This is a genomic window from Flavobacterium sp. KY-23415 (assembly GCF_055384985.1).
The window spans coordinates 3,842,000-3,858,687 of the sequence record NZ_AP044001.1 but is presented as its reverse complement, the minus strand read 5'-3'; the positions used below and the strand labels follow the sequence as shown (position 1 = coordinate 3,858,687).

Below are 16,688 nucleotides of genomic sequence, written 5' to 3'. Positions count from 1 at the left end.
ATATGAAACGTAAAAAAAAATCTTGTAATTGCAATTCGGAAAATTGTTCGAACAACAGCAGCAATAAGTTGCTTTTAAAAAAAACAGCGCAATCTGTTCCTTCAATTTTTTTGAGTGTTGTTGTTGCGTTTTTTCCTAAGTGTCCCATATGTTGGGCAGTATATATGAGCATGTTAGGAAGTTTTGGTATTGCAGAAATTCCTTATATGGGCTGGCTTTTACCTGTTTTTTTAGTTTTTTTAGTTTTTCATTTATGGCTACTATATAAAAAAGTGCCTCAAAAGGGTTATGGCCCTTTTCTTTTTAGTGTCGTTGGATTTTCAATAATGTTATTGGCTAAATTTATATTTATTACACAAGAATGGCTAGTAATATTTGGAATGGGATCTATTTTGTTTGGTTCGCTTTGGAATAGTTTTTCCATGCCAAAAACAAAGTTAATTGCATAATTTTTATTCTTGCATCGATTTTTTTAGGTCTGCTATCAATTGCATAGAAGTCTCGGTATTCATCAATTCTAACTGTTTGATAATAAGTGTTTTTTCCTCATTAGAAATTTGAGGTTCAGGTTTTATGAAATGTGCTTCGTTGGCTTCTCTAAAAAATAAAGCATCTGTCCATTCATTGCGAATTCCGTCTATAACCAAGTGAATTCTATCTTTAGCTCCTTTGTTAGCTACAGAATGAGTGAAATTGGCATTGATATACCAACATTCCCCTTCATGCATTACTAATCGTTCATTATCTAAAATAAATTCTACATTTTCATTTGTAATGACAGGGATATGTAGTCTAAAAAAACCATCTTCATAGCCTAAACAATTATCAACATGTGGTTTTATGACAGCTCCAGCAGCTAATCGGAGTAATCTTACGGTTGTTTTTTCAAACAAAAAATGGGCTATAATTTCTTTAAAATAAGGGCACTTTTCTATTACATCCGTATAGACCACAGGTTCTTTTCCCATTGGAAAAGCTTTTATATTCTCTGCTTTTCCTCCTTCAGACATCAATGCAATAGACGACCAATCGCCAGTGTAATCATTAGCATTATAGTGGTTTATCCAATTTTTGTTCAAAATGATCTGCAGATCTTTTTGAAGTTTTTGAATATCAAATTTTAGAGGAAATTGTATGTATCTAATTAATTCCATATTAGTCTCTTAACCATTTTATCATGTGTGGAAATGCTTTTTCATTAGCATTTAATGCTTTCTCATTAGACAGTGTTAATCCGCACCATTCAAGAAATGGCAAGCCAATGAAATTACCTTGTTTGTAGGAATCAATGATCCAATTAGCACTTCCTTTATAACCATTAGAATGAAAAACAACTTCTATTGGAATTTTCAAATAATGTGCTGCTGCAAAAGACCATAACATTGCCCCAATTTCATCGCCTTGTGTGGGCCAATCGCTTGGCATTTCTGGTGTGCCAATTTTTTTTCTATCGTTTGTTGTGGTAACTGCTAAATGCCCTGCTTCATGCAAAATATCACCTGGATATAATAATTTATCAAAATCAATGTCTATTCCTTTACTAGTGAGTGATAATCCAGGCAAAAAAGTATCATCGGGTAACACTCTTTCAAATGTTGCAATTCCGATTGCATTTAGGAATGATAGTATTTTTTCAGTAGTTTGATGCTTCATTCTCTTTATATTAAATCACAATACCAAAAGCCATAATTCAAAGCAGTATCGTCTGTATCGCAAGCGGTGTTTGTAGTTGTCGTTTTTGGTCTTTCATATTTTCGATAAACAATTTCTCCTATTTCAAAATCAATTGGTTTAGAAAAATTTGGTCCATCGAAAGTAAAAGTATGAAATTCTCCATTTTCTCCACAAACATCTACGTTGTTTGGCAATTCTTTAATGAAATCTTCATCTATAACTCTCCCCACAAATTCTTTTCCTAGATACTTTTCGTTAACACAAACAACAATAGTTTTAAAACCTAATGATAAGAACTCTTCTATTAGTGCTTTTGTGTCTTTTTTCCATAAAGGAAATACTCCTTTAAAATTAGCAAGAGCTAATTTATCTTCTCTATATTTTCTAAGGTCTTCTAGAAAAATATCTCCAAAAATTGAATATTCTATTTGTTTTTCTTTAAATTCTAAAAGTGTTTTTTTCATTAAATCATCATAAATTTCCATAGTAGGCATTTCTGGAACTATCATTTTGGTTAATGGCAAACCAAGACTTTCGGCTTGCTTCTCAAGAAGTTCAACCCGAACACCATGCATCGAAATTCTTTGAAATTGCTGGTTCACACTGGTTAAAAGTGAAATTATTTCATAGTCATTTTCTTGTTGGATTTTATAGAGTGCTAAAGCAGAATCTTTACCGCTGCTCCAGTTGAATATGGCTTTTTTCTTCAATTTGAAATGATTTTTTATTGATTTGAAGTGTAAACTTACAAAATTAGGATGATTATTTAATGAAGCTTTGTAAATTTGGAACAACTTAGCTATTAAGTATAACTTTATATATAATTATGAAACCGTTTTTATTTTTATTCATTTCTCTTTCATTATTTTCTCAGCAAACAAAAAAAGTTGATTTTAAAGTTTGTAAAGCACTTGTTGCTCCAAATCATATAGAGAAGACAATTGCTGGAGAAGTAGTATATGACTTTGAAGTAAAATCTAAAATTGACACTATCCGAATTGATGCTGTTGCAATGAGTTTTGAAAATGTTTTAGTGAATGACAATAACATTCATTTTAAAAACACAGGGAAAGAATTGTTGCTTTTTGAAGGCTATAAGAAAGGTAAAAACACTGTTTCATTTCAATATACCGCAAAACCGAAGCAAACACTCTATTTTAGTGGAGAAGGTGAAGATTTACAAATCTGGACACAAGGACAAGGGAAAAACACAAGTCATTGGCTACCCAGTTTTGATGATGTGAATGAAAAAGTAATTTTCAACTTATCGTGTCGTTTTAGAAATGATTTTGATGTGATTATGAATGGAACATTTCTAGCTAAAAACTATAATGAAAAAGGTAATTTAATTCAGTGGAATTATTCAATGGATAAACCCATGTCTTCCTATTTAGTCATGATGGCAATTGGACGATTTGTTAAACAAACAGAAATTACAAAATCGGGAACCGTTTTAGAGTTCTATTTGGATAGGAAAGATGCAGACAAGTTTGAATCTACCTATCGTTATTCTAAGCAAATGTTTGAATTTTTAGAAGAAGAAATAGGAGTGAAGTATCCTTGGGGAATTTACAAACAAATTCCTGTGCATGATTTTTTATATGCAGGTATGGAAAACACAACAGCAACTATTTTTTCGCAAGAATTTGTGTTAGATAGTATTTCATTTAATGATAAGAATTATGTGAATGTTAATGCACATGAATTGGCACATCAATGGTTTGGAAATTTAATTACTGCTAAGGAAGGTAAACATCACTGGTTACAAGAAGGTTTTGCTACTTATTTTGCATTATTAGCTGAAAAAGAAGTTTTTGGTGATGATTATTTTTATAATGAGTTGTATGAATCTGCACAAATTTTAGAGCAAGCGAGTGAGCAAGATAGTATTCCAATTTTAAACCCAAAAGCAAGTTCTTTAACGTTCTACAAAAAAGGAGCTTGGGCGTTGCATGCATTGCGTAGCGATATTGGTTCTGAAAAATTTAAAAAAGCAATACAATGCTATTTGCATAGATATGAATATAAAAATGTTGATACAGATGAATTTTTAAAGTCAATAAGAAAAGCCTCTGGTTATGATGTGAAAAATTTCAAAAAAAACTGGTTAGAAAGTCCTAAGTTTCGTTTTAATGAGGTAGAAAAATATCTCATTACCAACAAATCAGTAAGCGAATTAATAGCATTTAACAAAACTAACAAACAATTAAGTGAAGAAGAATTGTTTGCTAAGTTAAAAAAAGGAATTGTCTCTGATTTGTATTATAATGTAAAACAAGAGATCGTTTTTCAATCTCAAAATCTTACAGAAGCACACCAAATGGAAATAATGGCATTAGCTCTGAAAACAAATAATATTAAAGTGAGGCAAACAGTTGCAGAAGTTTTAAAAAACATTCCATTATCTTTTAAACCAGAATTTGAAACACTCTTAAATGATGCTTCCTATATTACTAAGGAAATTGCATTATTTCGTTTATGGACTAATTTTAAAGAAGATAGAGAAAAATTAATCGATCTTTCTAAAGACTGGGTTGGAACAAATTATAATTTAAAAATTGCCAATTTAACCCTTCAAATTGTAGGTTCAAATGATGATTTAGAAAGAAAACAAAATGCGATTGCAACACTAGAAGCGTATACTCAGTTGCCTTATGAGTCTTCTGTTAGAGAAGCAGCATTGCAAACCCTTATAGAATTAGGAATTGTTACCGATAATGTGTTAGAACAGCTCATTCAAGCATCAATGCATCACAAATGGCAATTTGTTAAGTTTGCGAAAGATAATATTAGAAAGTTAATTTCAAATACTATTTTTAGAGAACGTTTCATTCAATTAAAACAAGAATCTTCGCAAAAAGAAAGAGAAAGAATCAATTATTTTCTAAAAGAGACAGAATAATGAGAGCATTAGTAATATCTGGAGGAGGAAGCAAAGGAGCTTTCGCTGGAGGAGTGGCACAATATTTAATAGAAGATTTGCATAAAAAATATGATTTATATTTAGGTACTTCAACTGGTAGTTTAATGGTTTCTCATTTAGCATTAGAGAAAGTAGAAAAAATAAAAGATATATATACTTCTGTAAACCAAAATAGTATTTTTAGTCATTGCCCTTTTGTTGTTAAAAAACAATTTGGTGAAGACACCATTGCTATAAATCATTTTAAAGTATTAACCAATCTATTCAGAGGTTCTAAAACATTTGGAGAAAGCAAGAATTTAAAAAAACTAATAAGAAAAGTATTCACTCCCGAAGAATTTAAAATACTAAAAGAAAGCCACAAAGAGGTAATCGTTACCGTTTCAAATTTATCTTTAAATACTGTAGAATATAAATCTATAAATGAATTTGATTATGACGATTTTTGCGATTGGGTTTGGATTTCCTGTAATTATATCCCTTTCATGTCTTTGGTGAGAAAGAATGGTTGCGATTATGCCGATGGTGGTTTTGCTTCCATGGTTCCTATTGAAGAAGCAATAAAGAGAGGAGCAACTCATGTAGATGCTATTATTCTTCACACCGAAACATCATTATACAATAGAATGCCCGCTACAAGCCCGTTTAATGCTTTGACCAATCTATTTTCATTCATGATGGACAGAATAGAATATCAAAATATTAAAATTGGAAAATATGAAGCAAAATTTAAAAATGCAACCATAAATTTCTATTATACGCCTACTTTATTAACTACTAATTCGCTAGTTTTCAATAAAGAGCAAATGAAAAAATGGTGGAAAAGTGGTTACGATTATGCAAAGAGTAGAGAAATCGACAGCCAGGAAATTCCTGTTGTAGAATAAAAAGTAAATAATTGAGCAGCAAAATTGATTCATGACAGTTATACGATATTGGCACTACAAAATCAATATCGTGAGTAATTCACGTTATTAGAGATAATTAGAAAGTATATTAGTAATTATTTAATTCAAAGAGACAATCTTAATTGATTGTCTCTTTTTTTATATAATACGCAACCATAAGCATAAAAAGTAATCTTATTATTAAGTTATCTTATATTCACTCTCTTAATAAATAAATATGAAAAACACAGTACTTAGAATTATGTCTTTATTCTTTTTAATCTTTATAATGGGTTGTAATATTTATGAAGATGAAGGAACTAATTATGATAATAAATTTGAAGAAATTTTTGGAAAAAAAGTTATTAAAGATTTTATGGGAGAAGTTGTAGATGAAAACAATAATCCATTACAGAATGTTTCAATTGAAATTGGAAATAAGTATGTTCAAACAGATCTTAATGGTGTTTTCATTATTAAAAATGCAACAGTTTTTGAAAATTTTGCGTATATAAAAGCTAATAAAAATGGATATATAGATGGCTCAAGGTCTATAGTTCCAACTAATGGGATGAATCAAATTAAAATAATGTTGCTTACAAATACTCCAATTGCAACAATCAATTCGGGTCAAACGAGTCAAGTTGATTTGCAAAACGGAACTTCAGTTAAGTTTGATGGGTATTTTAAAAACGAAAACGGAGATTCATACACTGGAATTATAAATGTTTTTGCGTATCATTTAGAAACTTCAAATGAAAATTTAATGGATATTATGCCAGGTATGCTGCTTGCATTAGATCAAAATGGGACTAAACAAGTTTTAGAGACATTTGGAATGTTGCATGTTGATTTAATGGGGGATAACGGTCAAAAAATTCAAATAGCCGACGGACATAGTGCTGAAATCTCAATGAAGATAGATGAAAGTCAATTAAATAACGCATCTTCTTCAATACCTTTATGGCATTTTGATGAAATAAATGGTTTTTGGAAACAAGAAGGCGAAGCAATTAGACAAGGAAATCATTATGTAGGTAATGTTTCCCATTTTTCTTGGTGGAATTGTGATCAGTTTTTTGATAGTGCCTTTTTACACTTATCAATAAAGGACAATAATAATAAACCTTTATCTTATACTTTTGTGAGTATACAAAGAAGCGATAATACTTTATCAATGAGTAGTTTAACAAATAAAAATGGAGAGATTGCTGGCCTTGTTCCTGCTAATGAAAACTTAAATGCAGTAATTAAAGATCCTTGCGAAAATTCAATATATATACCCATTGGAACTTTATCATCTAAATCAACAAATCATTTGGAATTAGTTTGCTCTGCTTATGGAAGTGCAAATCAAGTAACCGTAAAAGGGCATTTACAAGATTGTAATAATTCTAATGTTACAAACGGATATGTAATGTTAGAATATGGAAATAATCATAAACGACTTATTGATACAGATTCAAATGGTAGTTTCAATATAAACTCAGCCTATTGTTTGCCAAATTTAAACTTTTTTTTAACTGGATTTAATTTTGATACACTTCAAGAAACAGATAAAATTAATTATAGCTACGCAATTAATTCACCTTTAGTCAATGTTGGAAATTTAATTACATGTAATACAGTTACAGAGTTCATCAGTTATCAAATAGACAATGAACCAATAGTTTATTATTTAAGCAATATTAATGCATTTTATTATCCAATAACCAACAAAATAGCTATACAAGGAAATAGTACTTCCACTCAAAGTCCTATTTTTATGTTCTTATCTAATCAAATAGGTATTCAAAATTATTTTTTTATTGGTGGTCAAATGGGAGAATTAGGTAGTAGCTCATCATTTATAACTTTTACATTAAATCATTTTGGTGCTGTTGGAGATTATATTGATATTAACTTTAGTGGTAATTATACTGATTCATTTGGAGAATTGAGATATATTTCGGGCGTTGCACATGTAATAAGAGATTTCTAGTTTAGACTATAAAATAGCACAAAACCCAGAAATGCCAATATTTCTGGGTTTTGTGTTATAAGAACAATTTCAATTAAAAAACTGTTTTCAGTTCTTCTTTAATATAATTAATGGCAATTTTACTAGGTGATTCTGTTTCTGTTAGCTCTAATAAAATTGCTTCTCTCAATTTTTCAGCATTAGGCACATTTTCTTCAACCGATTTTTGACGAATCATTTGAATGGTAGAATTTTTTGCTTTATTAATAATATCCCAGGTTGCCGAAGTTAGATATACTTGTTGGGTCAAATTATGTTCAAATTCTGTTTGAATAGTATGAATTAATAAAGTAGCATAATCATGTTTATCGTTACTTGGTGGGGCAATACGCAACAATAACTGAGGTGGATTAATTCTTTCTAATAATAAAACAATACGCTCATAGGCTTGTAATCGTATAGGTAAAGCCTGTTTTTGATTTTCTTTCAACAATTCAAAACGTCTTCTATTTTCTTCATTTTTAAAAAAAGAGTGAAATAGAAAATAAGCCACACCACCAGTAATTAGTGCAGGAAGCGTATAGGAAGCTAATTCAATGATTTTTGTACCGTCCATAATAATTTTTTGAAGCTTTTTCCTGCTATCCCTTTTATCTATTTTTTCGCTATCGCTACAAAATAGGATATCAGTTCTATCAGGGCTATGTTAATAAGAGCAAAGTAAAACTAATCTTTTTCAAAATGCAAATCCATTTTTTTAAAATTCAAAGTAATAGTGCCTCAACTAGCAAATAATATTCTACTAAATAAGTTGATAACTTCATTTGTAATACTAGATATAGAAGCGTATTTTTGTAAATTAGATTACTCATTTGTCATAAAATATAAATGCAACATATAATTTCACAATTAAACGAAGCTCAGCAAGCTCCAGTACTACAAAAAGACGGACCAATGATTGTTATTGCAGGTGCTGGTTCTGGGAAAACAAGAGTACTAACAGTGCGTATTGCTAACTTAATGAGTCAAGGTGTAGATGCTTTTAATATTCTATCATTAACCTTTACCAATAAAGCAGCACGTGAAATGAAAAAGCGTATTGCAGATATTGTAGGGAATAATGAAGCTAAAAATCTTTGGATGGGAACATTCCATTCCATATTTGCTAAAATTTTACGAATTGAAGCCGATAAATTGGGATATCCTAGTAACTTTACGATATATGATACGCAAGATTCTTTACGATTGATAGGTTCTATTATTAAAGAAATGCAATTGGATAAAGATATCTATAAACCAAAACAAGTTTTAGGGAGAATTTCATCCTATAAAAACTCCTTAATTACCGTTAAGGCCTATTTTAATAACCCAGACCTTCAAGAAGCTGATGCTATGAGTAAAAAGCCACGAATGGGTGAAATATATCAGCAATTTGTGGAGCGTTGTTTCAAAGCTGGAGCAATGGATTTTGATGATTTATTGCTAAAAACAAACGAATTATTAAACCGTTTTCCAGATGTTTTAGCTAAATACCAAGACCGTTTCCGATATATATTAGTAGATGAGTACCAAGATACCAATCATTCTCAGTATTTAATTGTACGTGCCTTATCGGATCGTTTTCAAAATATTTGTGTGGTTGGAGACGATGCACAGAGTATTTATGCTTTTCGTGGAGCCAATATTAATAATATTCTAAACTTTCAAAAAGACTACGATAATGTAGTAATGTATCGATTAGAACAAAATTATCGTTCATCAAGAAATATTGTTGAAGCTGCAAATAATGTTATCGATAAAAACAAAACTAAATTAGACAAAGTTGTTTGGACTGCGAATGACGATGGTCCAAAAATTAAAGTACATCGCAGTTTAACAGATGGAGAAGAAGGCCGTTTTGTTGCATCTACCATTTTTGAACAAAAAATGCAAAACCAATTACCAAATAGTAGTTTTGCAGTGCTGTATCGCACCAATGCACAATCACGATCTATTGAAGATGCACTTCGCAAACGCGATATTCCTTATAGAATTTATGGTGGTTTATCGTTCTATCAACGTAAAGAAATTAAAGATGTATTGGCCTATTTGCGTTTGGTTATTAATCCAAAAGATGAAGAAGCACTAATACGTGTAATCAATTATCCAGCAAGGGGTATAGGAAACACTACAATTGAAAAATTAACTGTTACAGCCAATCATTATAAGCGTTCCATTTTTGAAGTAATGGAGCATATTGATAAAATTGATTTGAAACTTAATTCTGGAACAAAAACAAAATTAAAAGATTTTGTTACCATGATTAAAAGTTTTCAAATCATTAATGAAAATCAAGACGCGTTCTATTTAACAGAGCATGTTAGCAAAAAAACGGGGCTCATTCAAGAGTTAAAAAAAGATGGAACACCAGAAGGGATTACTCGTATTGAGAATATTGAAGAACTTTTAAATGGTATTAAAGATTTTACAGAAGGACAGAAAGAAATTGATGGAGCAAGAGGAGCTTTAGCAGAATTCTTAGAAGACGTTGCTCTTGCTACAGATTTGGATAAAGACACAGGAGATGATGATAGAGTAGCTCTAATGACTATTCACTTAGCAAAGGGATTAGAGTTTCAACACGTTTTTATTGTAGGATTAGAAGAAGACCTTTTTCCAAGTGCAATGAGTTTGAGTACTCGAAGTGAATTGGAGGAGGAACGTCGTTTATTTTATGTAGCACTCACAAGAGCAGAACATCAAGCTTATTTGACTTATGCACAATCTCGTTACAGATGGGGTAAATTAGTAGATAGTGAACCTTCTCGATTTATAGAAGAAATAGATGATAAATATTTAGACTATTTAAATCCAATAGATACTAGTAATTATAGGTATAAACCATTAATGAATATTGATGTTTTTGGAGATATTGATAAATCAAAATTGAGATTATCAAAGCCTATTTCGAGTAAACCTCCAGCACATTTAAATACGCAAGCAAATAATATTTCTAATATTAGAAAACTAAAACCTGTTTCTGGAATTAAATCTCAAGGGAATGACGTCTCAGCAAGTAAATTAGCTATAGGAAATATTGTAATGCACGAACGTTTTGGAAGAGGACAAATTATTAGTATTGAAGGAGTAGGAGCAGATAGAAAAGCAGAAATTAAATTTGATGTTGGCGGATTGAAAAAATTACTTTTAAAATTCGCTAAATTAGATGTAATAGGATAATTAGTATGCCATATAATGAAGACATCTATTTGAGAATAAAAAAACTTCTAATACTTAAAAATATTATTTTTGAAGATAAAAAAATGTTTGGCGGTGTTGCTTTTATGCTTAAAGATAAAATGTGTTTCGGTGTCATTAATAATCAAATCATGCTAAGAGTTTTAGACATTCATTATGAAAAACTCCTAGAAGAAAATCATTATAAACCAATGAATTTTACAGGAAAGACAATGAAAGGATTTCTATTTGTAGATGAAGAAGCTTTTAAAAATGATAGCGCCTTATTTCAAATCCTTGAATACGGAATTGAATTTTCTATAAAAGGGAGTTTAAAATCGAAAAAGAAAAAGTAGTTTTAAAAATGATTGCTAATAAAATTAATCATTTTTAAGTTTGCATCTAATAAATCGGGCTGTGACCAATTTCCATGACCTCCATTATAAAGATTAAATTCATTATAGACTCCTAATGAATTTAATTTACTATGCATGTCTTGCCCTTGTGTTATAGGGATTAAAGGATCTGCATTACCATATAATAATAGCGTTGGTGGAGAAGTTACTGTTGCACGATGCAACGGACTTAGGCTTTCGTAGTAGGATTCATTACCAAAATAGTTCACGCCAGTTAAAGAAAAAAAACTAGCTAACCAAAAAGGGTTACTTGTATAGTTGGTGTCTGTAAAGTTTGTCGGTCCAACTATGCTACAAACCATCTTTATATTATGATTTGTATCATAAGCATAACTATAAAGTAATGATAATTGTCCACCTGCACTTATACCAATAAAACCAAAATTATCTGAAATACTATAATTAGAAGATTTTAATTTATTAATAATTGTTCCAAGATCATCAATCTGCATTGGAAAAGCATAATTGTTTGTTGTAGCTAATCTATAGTTAATATTAGCAATGGCATAATTAGGAAAATGTTGTTTGATAATAGGAATTAAATAATTCATATCTTGTTTATCTCCTTCAACCCAAGCACCTCCATGAACTAAAATCAATGTTTTTGTAGCATTATTTCTGTTTTCAGGAAGGTATAAATCAAAAACTTGGTCTGGATGTGAACCATAACTAATATTAAACAACGTTTCCTCTCTTGTTACACTTGCTTCTTCGGTGGTTGAACAAGAAATAAAGCATAAAATTAATAGAATTTGTAAACTATAAAATAAGTTATTGATTCTCATAGCTATTTTTTATCTTTGAACACATTTTACCAAATTTGGCATTCTATAAAATTACAAAAAAAACAATAAACATCAACATGGCAGAATTTATTAAAATATATGAAGACAAACCTAGCGAAGCTGCTATAAAAAAAGTAGTCGATGTGTTAAAAAATGGAGGTTTAATAATTTATCCTACCGATACTGTTTATGGTTTAGGTTGCGATATTACTAATACAAAAGCATTAGAAAGGATTGCTAAAATTAAAGGTGTTAAGCTTGAAAAAGCAAATTTTTCTTTTATTTGTAGCGATTTGAGTAATATTTCAGACTATATTAAACAAATTAATACAAGTACGTTTAAAATATTAAAAAGAGCATTACCTGGTCCATATACTTTTATTTTGCCTGGTAATAACGATTTGCCAAAGGAGTTTAGAAAAAAGAAAACAGTAGGAATTCGTGTGCCAAATAATAATATTGCTTTGCAAATTGTTAAAATGCTAGAAAATCCAATAGTTTCTACTTCTATACATGATGAAGATGAAGTAATAGAATATTCTACTGATCCTGAATTGATTTTTGAAAAATGGCAGAATAAAGTAGATTTAGTTATTGATGGTGGCTATGGAGATAATGTTGCTTCAACAATTATTGATTTATCAGGACATGAACCAGAAATTATTCGTGAAGGTAAAGGAAGTTTAGATATTTTTTAGACAAATATGAAGCAAATTTTATTTTTAGTTTTCATTCTTTTCAATATTTCTATTCATGCACAGATAATTATTAATGGAACTATAACAGGTGAAAATAACGAACCATTAGCAGGTGCTTCCGTTTATATTAATGGTACAACAATTGGAACTATTACCGATTTTAATGGAGATTATAATTTAACAATTCCTAAAGAAATCAATGCAGGAATAGTTATTAGTCACATTGGCTATAAAACAGCCTATTCTGAATTAAAGGCAGAGAGTTTTACTTTAAATGTTACGCTTGAAACTAATATTACTGAATTGAAAGAAGTTATTCTTAGTCAAAATATTTTTTCTAGAGAAGAAATGTTAGCTTTATTCAAAGATTGTTTTTTGGGTACTACTAAAGCTGGTAAGAAATGTAATATTATTAATGAAGATGATATTTCTTTTGATTATGACACAGACAATTTTATATTAACTGCAAAAGCAGACAAAACTTTGGAAATTGACAATCAATATCTTGGTTACAAAGTAAATTATACACTTTTAGATTTTAAGTGCTCACTTTATAAATTGAGCATAAAAGAAAAAGATGTTGTGAGTACTACTTTTGGAGGCTATTCAAACTTTAAAGAAACAGACACAACAAAGCAAGTTATGGAAAGACGTGAAGAGTCCTATAATGGTTCTGTTTTACATTTATTTAGAAATTTAGCCAATGAAAAATGGTCAAAAGAAGAATTTGCTTTATTTGAAGATGCCTATATGGTGAATTCGCGAGAACATTTTAAAATAAAACCAAATGAATCTAACAGTTCATTTAAAGTTGAAGTAATTAAACAAAACAGACCGTTAAGAAAGAAAGGTTTTATTGCAGAATTTAGTTTACTATATAATAAACGGGAACATTCTAAAATTTACTTTTATACAAATACATTTTTAATAGACAGCTACGGTTTATATACTAATTATGATAAAATATTTTTTTCTGGAGATATTTCTAAAAGAAAGGTAGGTGATTTATTACCTTCTGATTATAAATTATAAAAAAACGCTTCAAAAATTTGAAGCGTTTTCTCTTATTTTCCTAATAAACGTCTTTTTAAAGTCCTATCTACAGCTCTTTCTTCTAGCCAAATACCAAACAGTGCTTTTCTAAAATCCTCACCTTCAATTTCACCAATAAGATCATCATTAGCAAAAACATAGGTCTTTTTATCATTTTGAGAATATACAAATTCTACATATCCTTCTGTTTTTAATTCACTTTCAAAAAAAGACATGAATTTATTTAATCTTTCTCTTAAAGGTTCCAAATCACCTTTATAAGATTTCTCCATACCTTCTTCAATAGCTTTAATTAATTTTTGTCTTGTTACTAAAGTAGAAGTTATATATAAACGTGTTGCTATGGTTGCTTTAGAATTTAAAATTTCATCAGGATTATCTGTTTTTTTGTCTAAATAAAGCGCTTGAACATAAAGATTAATCCACATTTTATCTCTAATTCCATAACCGTTAAGTTGCAACTTAGTCTTTTCATTGCCGTCTTTAACTTTAATTGATTTTTCAATTTTTATTCCATCTAGTTCTACATGTGATTGTGAAAAAGAAATTGATGAAATAAATAATACAATAGTAGTAAATAAATAAATTTTTCTCATAGTGATTATTAATTTGGGAATTATAAAGGTAAATAAAAATAATCATATTAATAAAAAAAGATTCAATATTTTATTGAATCTTTTTTTTAAAGCTTGATTTTTATTAATTTACAAATTAATAAATCTTTATCAAATATTATTTAGCTGTCTTTAATGTTTTCATTTCTTTTTCAATCATATCATAAAATTGATCAATCTTAGGTAATATGATGATTTTAGTTCTTCTGTTTTTTGCTCTATTTGCAGGAGTATCATTCTCTACTAAAGGAATATATGAACTTCTACCTGCAGGAATTAATTGTTTTGGATCTACACCTAAATCATTTTGCAATACTCTAACAATAGAAGTGGATCTTTTTACAGATAAATCCCAGTTGTCTAACAATACATTGTTTTTAATTGGCACATTGTCTGTATGACCTTCAACCATACATTCAAAATCGGGTTTACTATTGATTACTTTAGCCACTTTCGCTAATACGTTTTTAGCACCATCACTTACTTCATAGCTTCCTGATTTAAATAATAAATTATCTGCAATAGAAATAAATACTACTCCTTTTTCTACATTAACATTAATATCTGGGTCATTTAATCCAACTTCTTTTTTCAAACTAGTAACAAGAGCCAATGTTACACTATCTTTTTTAGTTAATGCATCTTGTAATCTTGAAATTTTCAGATCTTTTTCTTTTAAACTTTCTAAAGATTTTTCTAAATTTTCTGCTCCTTTAGTAGTTAATACTGTTAATTCTTTAGAACTATTAATTAAATCTGAGTTGTTCTTTTTTAAATAATCTAATTGACTGGTAATAGCTGTTTTTTCAGTTAAACAATTATTTAATTTAACAGTAGTAGAGTTTAATAAATCTTGAACTTCTTTATTTTTCTTTTCTAATTCTGTAAACTTCTTTTTAGACACACAAGAAGTCATTAATAAAGCCAAAACAGAGATTGACATAACGGTTTTTTTCATCTTTTCCTTTTTTTAATTAGACAAATGTACATTAAAACACTTTATCAAAAATTGAACCATATTCTAAAAAAAAGTTAATTTTTTGTAGAACTAATTTTAGCATTTTTCTTTCTTTAAAACAAAGTATTGATATACAATTGATTTTATGTTAAAATAATTTTCTTTACTATTTTTATTTCTTTTCTTTAAGTTTTTATTTAAAGCACTATAAAAAGAATAGTGTGCTTTTAAAACAGCCACAAAGTGTTTTATTTTCCCTTGACTTAAAAAACGTAACCCAGCTATACCGTCAAGAACCATTCTAATAAAGAGAACAGAAAATAACTTTTTACTAGGTAGATTCTTTGTTAGCATGAATAATGAGTTTCTAAAATTTAAAAATGTTTTTTTTGGATTCCCAGAATCTAAGGTAGCTCCTCCAACATGATAAACTGTAGAAAGTCCACAATATTTTATATCATAATCCTTATTAAATGCTCGCCAACAAAAATCGATTTCTTCCTGATGTGCAAAAAAATCTTCATCAAAGCCATTTAATTCTGTGAATATTGCATTTCTAACAAAAAAACAGGCACCAGAAGCCCAAAATATTTTTATAGTATCATCATACTGACCAGTATTTTCTTCTAAGGCATCAAAAACACGACCTCTACAAAAAGGGAAACCATATTTATCGATAAAGCCACCAGCTGCTCCAGCATATTCAAAAAAACTTTTCTTCTTATAATCTAAAATTTTTGGTTGAACAATAACAGTATTTGATTCATGATCAAAAATATCAATTATTGGCTCTAGCCAATTTTCAGTAACCTCTATATCACTATTAACTAACGCTAAATAGGGTTCTTTTATTGTTTTTAGTCCTTCATTATATCCTTTTGCAAAACCATAATTACCATTATTTTGAATTATTTGAATACTTGGAAATTCATTTTTTAAAACAGAAATTGAATCATCTGTAGATGCATTGTCAATGACGTAGATATTGGCTTCTTTAGAAAATTGAATTACACTTGGTAAAAATTGTTTTAATAAGGGAACGCCATTCCAATTTAGTATGACTACGGCTATTTTTTTCATTTATAAAAATTGAAAAATTATATATTTTATTGATGTTATGAAACCTACTATAAATAGTATTCCTATTAATGCTACAAATAGTAAGCAACCAATTAAAGCGATATCAATTCCTGATTTTTTGTCATCTTCATTTACTCTTTGGGGTGGAATTTTATTTACTATTTCAATACTTTCTAAATAATAATCGCTGTAAGTTATTGCTTTTGTTTTTTCTAAGGTATAAATTGAATTTTCTTCATCTATATCTTTTGGACAATTAGCTATAATTTTAACTATTTCGTTTTTGAACACTTCCAAACCTTCTATGTTAGCTTCTATATCTAATCCATAGCTATGAACATCAAAATAAACGTGAAAATATGGTTGCTTTTCAGATTGATTTCTTTTGCTATTTCGACCAGTTATTTTATCTATTTCCTCCAAA

Annotated in this window: 17 protein-coding genes; 8 read left to right on the top strand and 9 right to left on the bottom strand. The window is 29.2% G+C overall.

What is annotated here, in order from left to right; genetic code table 11:
- Positions 1 to 2 precede the first annotated feature (2 nt).
- The gene (locus ACZ49Z_RS16905; RefSeq protein WP_464305481.1) at positions 3 to 449 is read left to right on the top strand and encodes a hypothetical protein; all 447 of its coding nucleotides are present in this window, start codon (positions 3 to 5) and stop codon (positions 447 to 449) included.
- A 3-nt stretch (positions 450 to 452) separates the two neighbouring features.
- On the opposite strand, the gene ACZ49Z_RS16900 is transcribed toward ACZ49Z_RS16905, so the two are convergent.
- From ACZ49Z_RS16900 to ACZ49Z_RS16890, 3 genes are read right to left on the bottom strand one after another with little or no spacing between them, the layout of a single operon-like run.
- A complete protein-coding gene (locus ACZ49Z_RS16900) occupies positions 453 to 1,154 on the bottom strand; it encodes an aspartyl/asparaginyl beta-hydroxylase domain-containing protein (protein WP_464305480.1) in 702 nt (233 codons plus the stop codon).
- Position 1,155: 1 nt separating this feature from the next.
- Entirely contained in the window at positions 1,156 to 1,653 is a 498-nt protein-coding gene (locus ACZ49Z_RS16895) for a hypothetical protein (RefSeq protein WP_464305479.1), read from the bottom strand.
- Positions 1,654 to 1,658: 5 nt separating this feature from the next.
- Positions 1,659 to 2,384: a Dph6-related ATP pyrophosphatase gene (locus ACZ49Z_RS16890; RefSeq protein WP_464305478.1), complete on the bottom strand. Its 726-nt coding sequence runs from the start codon at positions 2,382 to 2,384 to the stop codon at positions 1,659 to 1,661.
- A 116-nt stretch (positions 2,385 to 2,500) separates the two neighbouring features.
- On the opposite strand from ACZ49Z_RS16890, the gene ACZ49Z_RS16885 reads away from it, so the two are divergent.
- The 3 genes from ACZ49Z_RS16885 (at position 2,501) to ACZ49Z_RS16875 (ending at position 7,465) form a co-directional block, all read left to right on the top strand.
- Positions 2,501 to 4,576, top strand: a complete 2,076-nt coding sequence (locus tag ACZ49Z_RS16885; RefSeq protein WP_464305477.1) for a M1 family metallopeptidase — start codon at positions 2,501 to 2,503, stop codon at positions 4,574 to 4,576.
- Positions 4,576 to 5,484 (top strand): patatin-like phospholipase family protein, encoded by a 909-nt coding sequence (locus tag ACZ49Z_RS16880; protein WP_464305476.1) that lies wholly within the window; start codon positions 4,576 to 4,578, stop codon positions 5,482 to 5,484. The genes ACZ49Z_RS16885 and ACZ49Z_RS16880 overlap by 1 nt, the downstream gene beginning before the upstream one ends.
- A 238-nt stretch (positions 5,485 to 5,722) precedes the next feature.
- Positions 5,723 to 7,465 (top strand): hypothetical protein, encoded by a 1,743-nt coding sequence (locus ACZ49Z_RS16875; RefSeq protein ID WP_464305475.1) that lies wholly within the window; start codon positions 5,723 to 5,725, stop codon positions 7,463 to 7,465.
- A 73-nt stretch (positions 7,466 to 7,538) separates the two neighbouring features.
- On the opposite strand, the gene ACZ49Z_RS16870 is transcribed toward ACZ49Z_RS16875, so the two are convergent.
- Positions 7,539 to 8,060: a DUF7935 family protein gene (locus ACZ49Z_RS16870; RefSeq protein WP_464305474.1), complete on the bottom strand. Its 522-nt coding sequence runs from the start codon at positions 8,058 to 8,060 to the stop codon at positions 7,539 to 7,541.
- Between the two features lie 272 nt (positions 8,061 to 8,332).
- On the opposite strand from ACZ49Z_RS16870, the gene ACZ49Z_RS16865 reads away from it, so the two are divergent.
- Positions 8,333 to 10,663: an ATP-dependent helicase gene (locus tag ACZ49Z_RS16865; protein ID WP_464305473.1), complete on the top strand. Its 2,331-nt coding sequence runs from the start codon at positions 8,333 to 8,335 to the stop codon at positions 10,661 to 10,663.
- Between the two features lie 5 nt (positions 10,664 to 10,668).
- On the top strand, positions 10,669 to 11,016 hold the full coding sequence (locus ACZ49Z_RS16860; protein ID WP_464305472.1) for a TfoX/Sxy family protein: 348 nt from the start codon (positions 10,669 to 10,671) through the stop codon (positions 11,014 to 11,016).
- Between the two features lie 2 nt (positions 11,017 to 11,018).
- On the opposite strand, the gene ACZ49Z_RS16855 is transcribed toward ACZ49Z_RS16860, so the two are convergent.
- Positions 11,019 to 11,861, bottom strand: a complete 843-nt coding sequence (locus tag ACZ49Z_RS16855) for an alpha/beta hydrolase fold domain-containing protein (RefSeq protein WP_464305471.1) — start codon at positions 11,859 to 11,861, stop codon at positions 11,019 to 11,021.
- A 77-nt stretch (positions 11,862 to 11,938) separates the two neighbouring features.
- Between ACZ49Z_RS16855 and ACZ49Z_RS16850 the strand changes: the two genes are divergently transcribed.
- Together ACZ49Z_RS16850 and ACZ49Z_RS16845 are read left to right on the top strand one after the other, a co-directional pair.
- Complete coding sequence (locus ACZ49Z_RS16850; protein WP_464305470.1) at positions 11,939 to 12,559, top strand: L-threonylcarbamoyladenylate synthase; 621 nt, start codon at positions 11,939 to 11,941, stop codon at positions 12,557 to 12,559.
- A gap of 6 nt (positions 12,560 to 12,565) precedes the next feature.
- Entirely contained in the window at positions 12,566 to 13,591 is a 1,026-nt protein-coding gene (locus ACZ49Z_RS16845; protein ID WP_464305469.1) for a carboxypeptidase-like regulatory domain-containing protein, read from the top strand.
- 32 nt (positions 13,592 to 13,623) lie between these two features.
- Here the strand turns inward: ACZ49Z_RS16845 and ACZ49Z_RS16840 are convergent, their stop codons facing one another.
- The 4 genes from ACZ49Z_RS16840 to ACZ49Z_RS16825 all read right to left on the bottom strand — a co-directional run bounded on the left by ACZ49Z_RS16840 (position 13,624) and on the right by ACZ49Z_RS16825 (position 16,687).
- Positions 13,624 to 14,208, bottom strand: a complete 585-nt coding sequence (locus ACZ49Z_RS16840) for a chalcone isomerase family protein (RefSeq protein WP_464305468.1) — start codon at positions 14,206 to 14,208, stop codon at positions 13,624 to 13,626.
- A gap of 136 nt (positions 14,209 to 14,344) precedes the next feature.
- A complete protein-coding gene (locus ACZ49Z_RS16835) occupies positions 14,345 to 15,184 on the bottom strand; it encodes an OmpA/MotB family protein (protein WP_464305467.1) in 840 nt (279 codons plus the stop codon).
- Positions 15,185 to 15,280: 96 nt separating this feature from the next.
- Positions 15,281 to 16,264: a glycosyltransferase family 2 protein gene (locus tag ACZ49Z_RS16830; protein ID WP_464305466.1), complete on the bottom strand. Its 984-nt coding sequence runs from the start codon at positions 16,262 to 16,264 to the stop codon at positions 15,281 to 15,283.
- Positions 16,265 to 16,687 carry a hypothetical protein gene (locus ACZ49Z_RS16825; protein ID WP_464305465.1) on the bottom strand — a complete coding sequence of 141 codons (423 nt, stop codon included), beginning with the start codon at positions 16,685 to 16,687 and terminating at the stop codon, positions 16,265 to 16,267.
- Position 16,688: the final 1 nt, after the last annotated feature.

Excerpts from the sequence above, each read along its gene's own strand:
- ACZ49Z_RS16905 (WP_464305481.1), top strand. The coding sequence starts at position 3 with ATGAAACGTAAAAAAAAATCTTGTAATTGCAATTCGGAAAATTGTTCG.
- ACZ49Z_RS16900 (WP_464305480.1), bottom strand. The coding sequence starts at position 1,154 with ATGGAATTAATTAGATACATACAATTTCCTCTAAAATTTGATATTCAA.
- ACZ49Z_RS16895 (WP_464305479.1), bottom strand. The coding sequence starts at position 1,653 with ATGAAGCATCAAACTACTGAAAAAATACTATCATTCCTAAATGCAATC.
- ACZ49Z_RS16885 (WP_464305477.1), top strand. The coding sequence starts at position 2,501 with ATGAAACCGTTTTTATTTTTATTCATTTCTCTTTCATTATTTTCTCAG.
- ACZ49Z_RS16880 (WP_464305476.1), top strand. The coding sequence starts at position 4,576 with ATGAGAGCATTAGTAATATCTGGAGGAGGAAGCAAAGGAGCTTTCGCT.
- ACZ49Z_RS16875 (WP_464305475.1), top strand. The coding sequence starts at position 5,723 with ATGAAAAACACAGTACTTAGAATTATGTCTTTATTCTTTTTAATCTTT.
- ACZ49Z_RS16870 (WP_464305474.1), bottom strand. The coding sequence starts at position 8,060 with ATGGACGGTACAAAAATCATTGAATTAGCTTCCTATACGCTTCCTGCA.
- ACZ49Z_RS16865 (WP_464305473.1), top strand. The coding sequence starts at position 8,333 with ATGCAACATATAATTTCACAATTAAACGAAGCTCAGCAAGCTCCAGTA.
- ACZ49Z_RS16860 (WP_464305472.1), top strand. The coding sequence starts at position 10,669 with ATGCCATATAATGAAGACATCTATTTGAGAATAAAAAAACTTCTAATA.
- ACZ49Z_RS16855 (WP_464305471.1), bottom strand. The coding sequence starts at position 11,861 with ATGAGAATCAATAACTTATTTTATAGTTTACAAATTCTATTAATTTTA.
- ACZ49Z_RS16850 (WP_464305470.1), top strand. The coding sequence starts at position 11,939 with ATGGCAGAATTTATTAAAATATATGAAGACAAACCTAGCGAAGCTGCT.
- ACZ49Z_RS16845 (WP_464305469.1), top strand. The coding sequence starts at position 12,566 with ATGAAGCAAATTTTATTTTTAGTTTTCATTCTTTTCAATATTTCTATT.
- ACZ49Z_RS16840 (WP_464305468.1), bottom strand. The coding sequence starts at position 14,208 with ATGAGAAAAATTTATTTATTTACTACTATTGTATTATTTATTTCATCA.
- ACZ49Z_RS16835 (WP_464305467.1), bottom strand. The coding sequence starts at position 15,184 with ATGAAAAAAACCGTTATGTCAATCTCTGTTTTGGCTTTATTAATGACT.
- ACZ49Z_RS16830 (WP_464305466.1), bottom strand. The coding sequence starts at position 16,264 with ATGAAAAAAATAGCCGTAGTCATACTAAATTGGAATGGCGTTCCCTTA.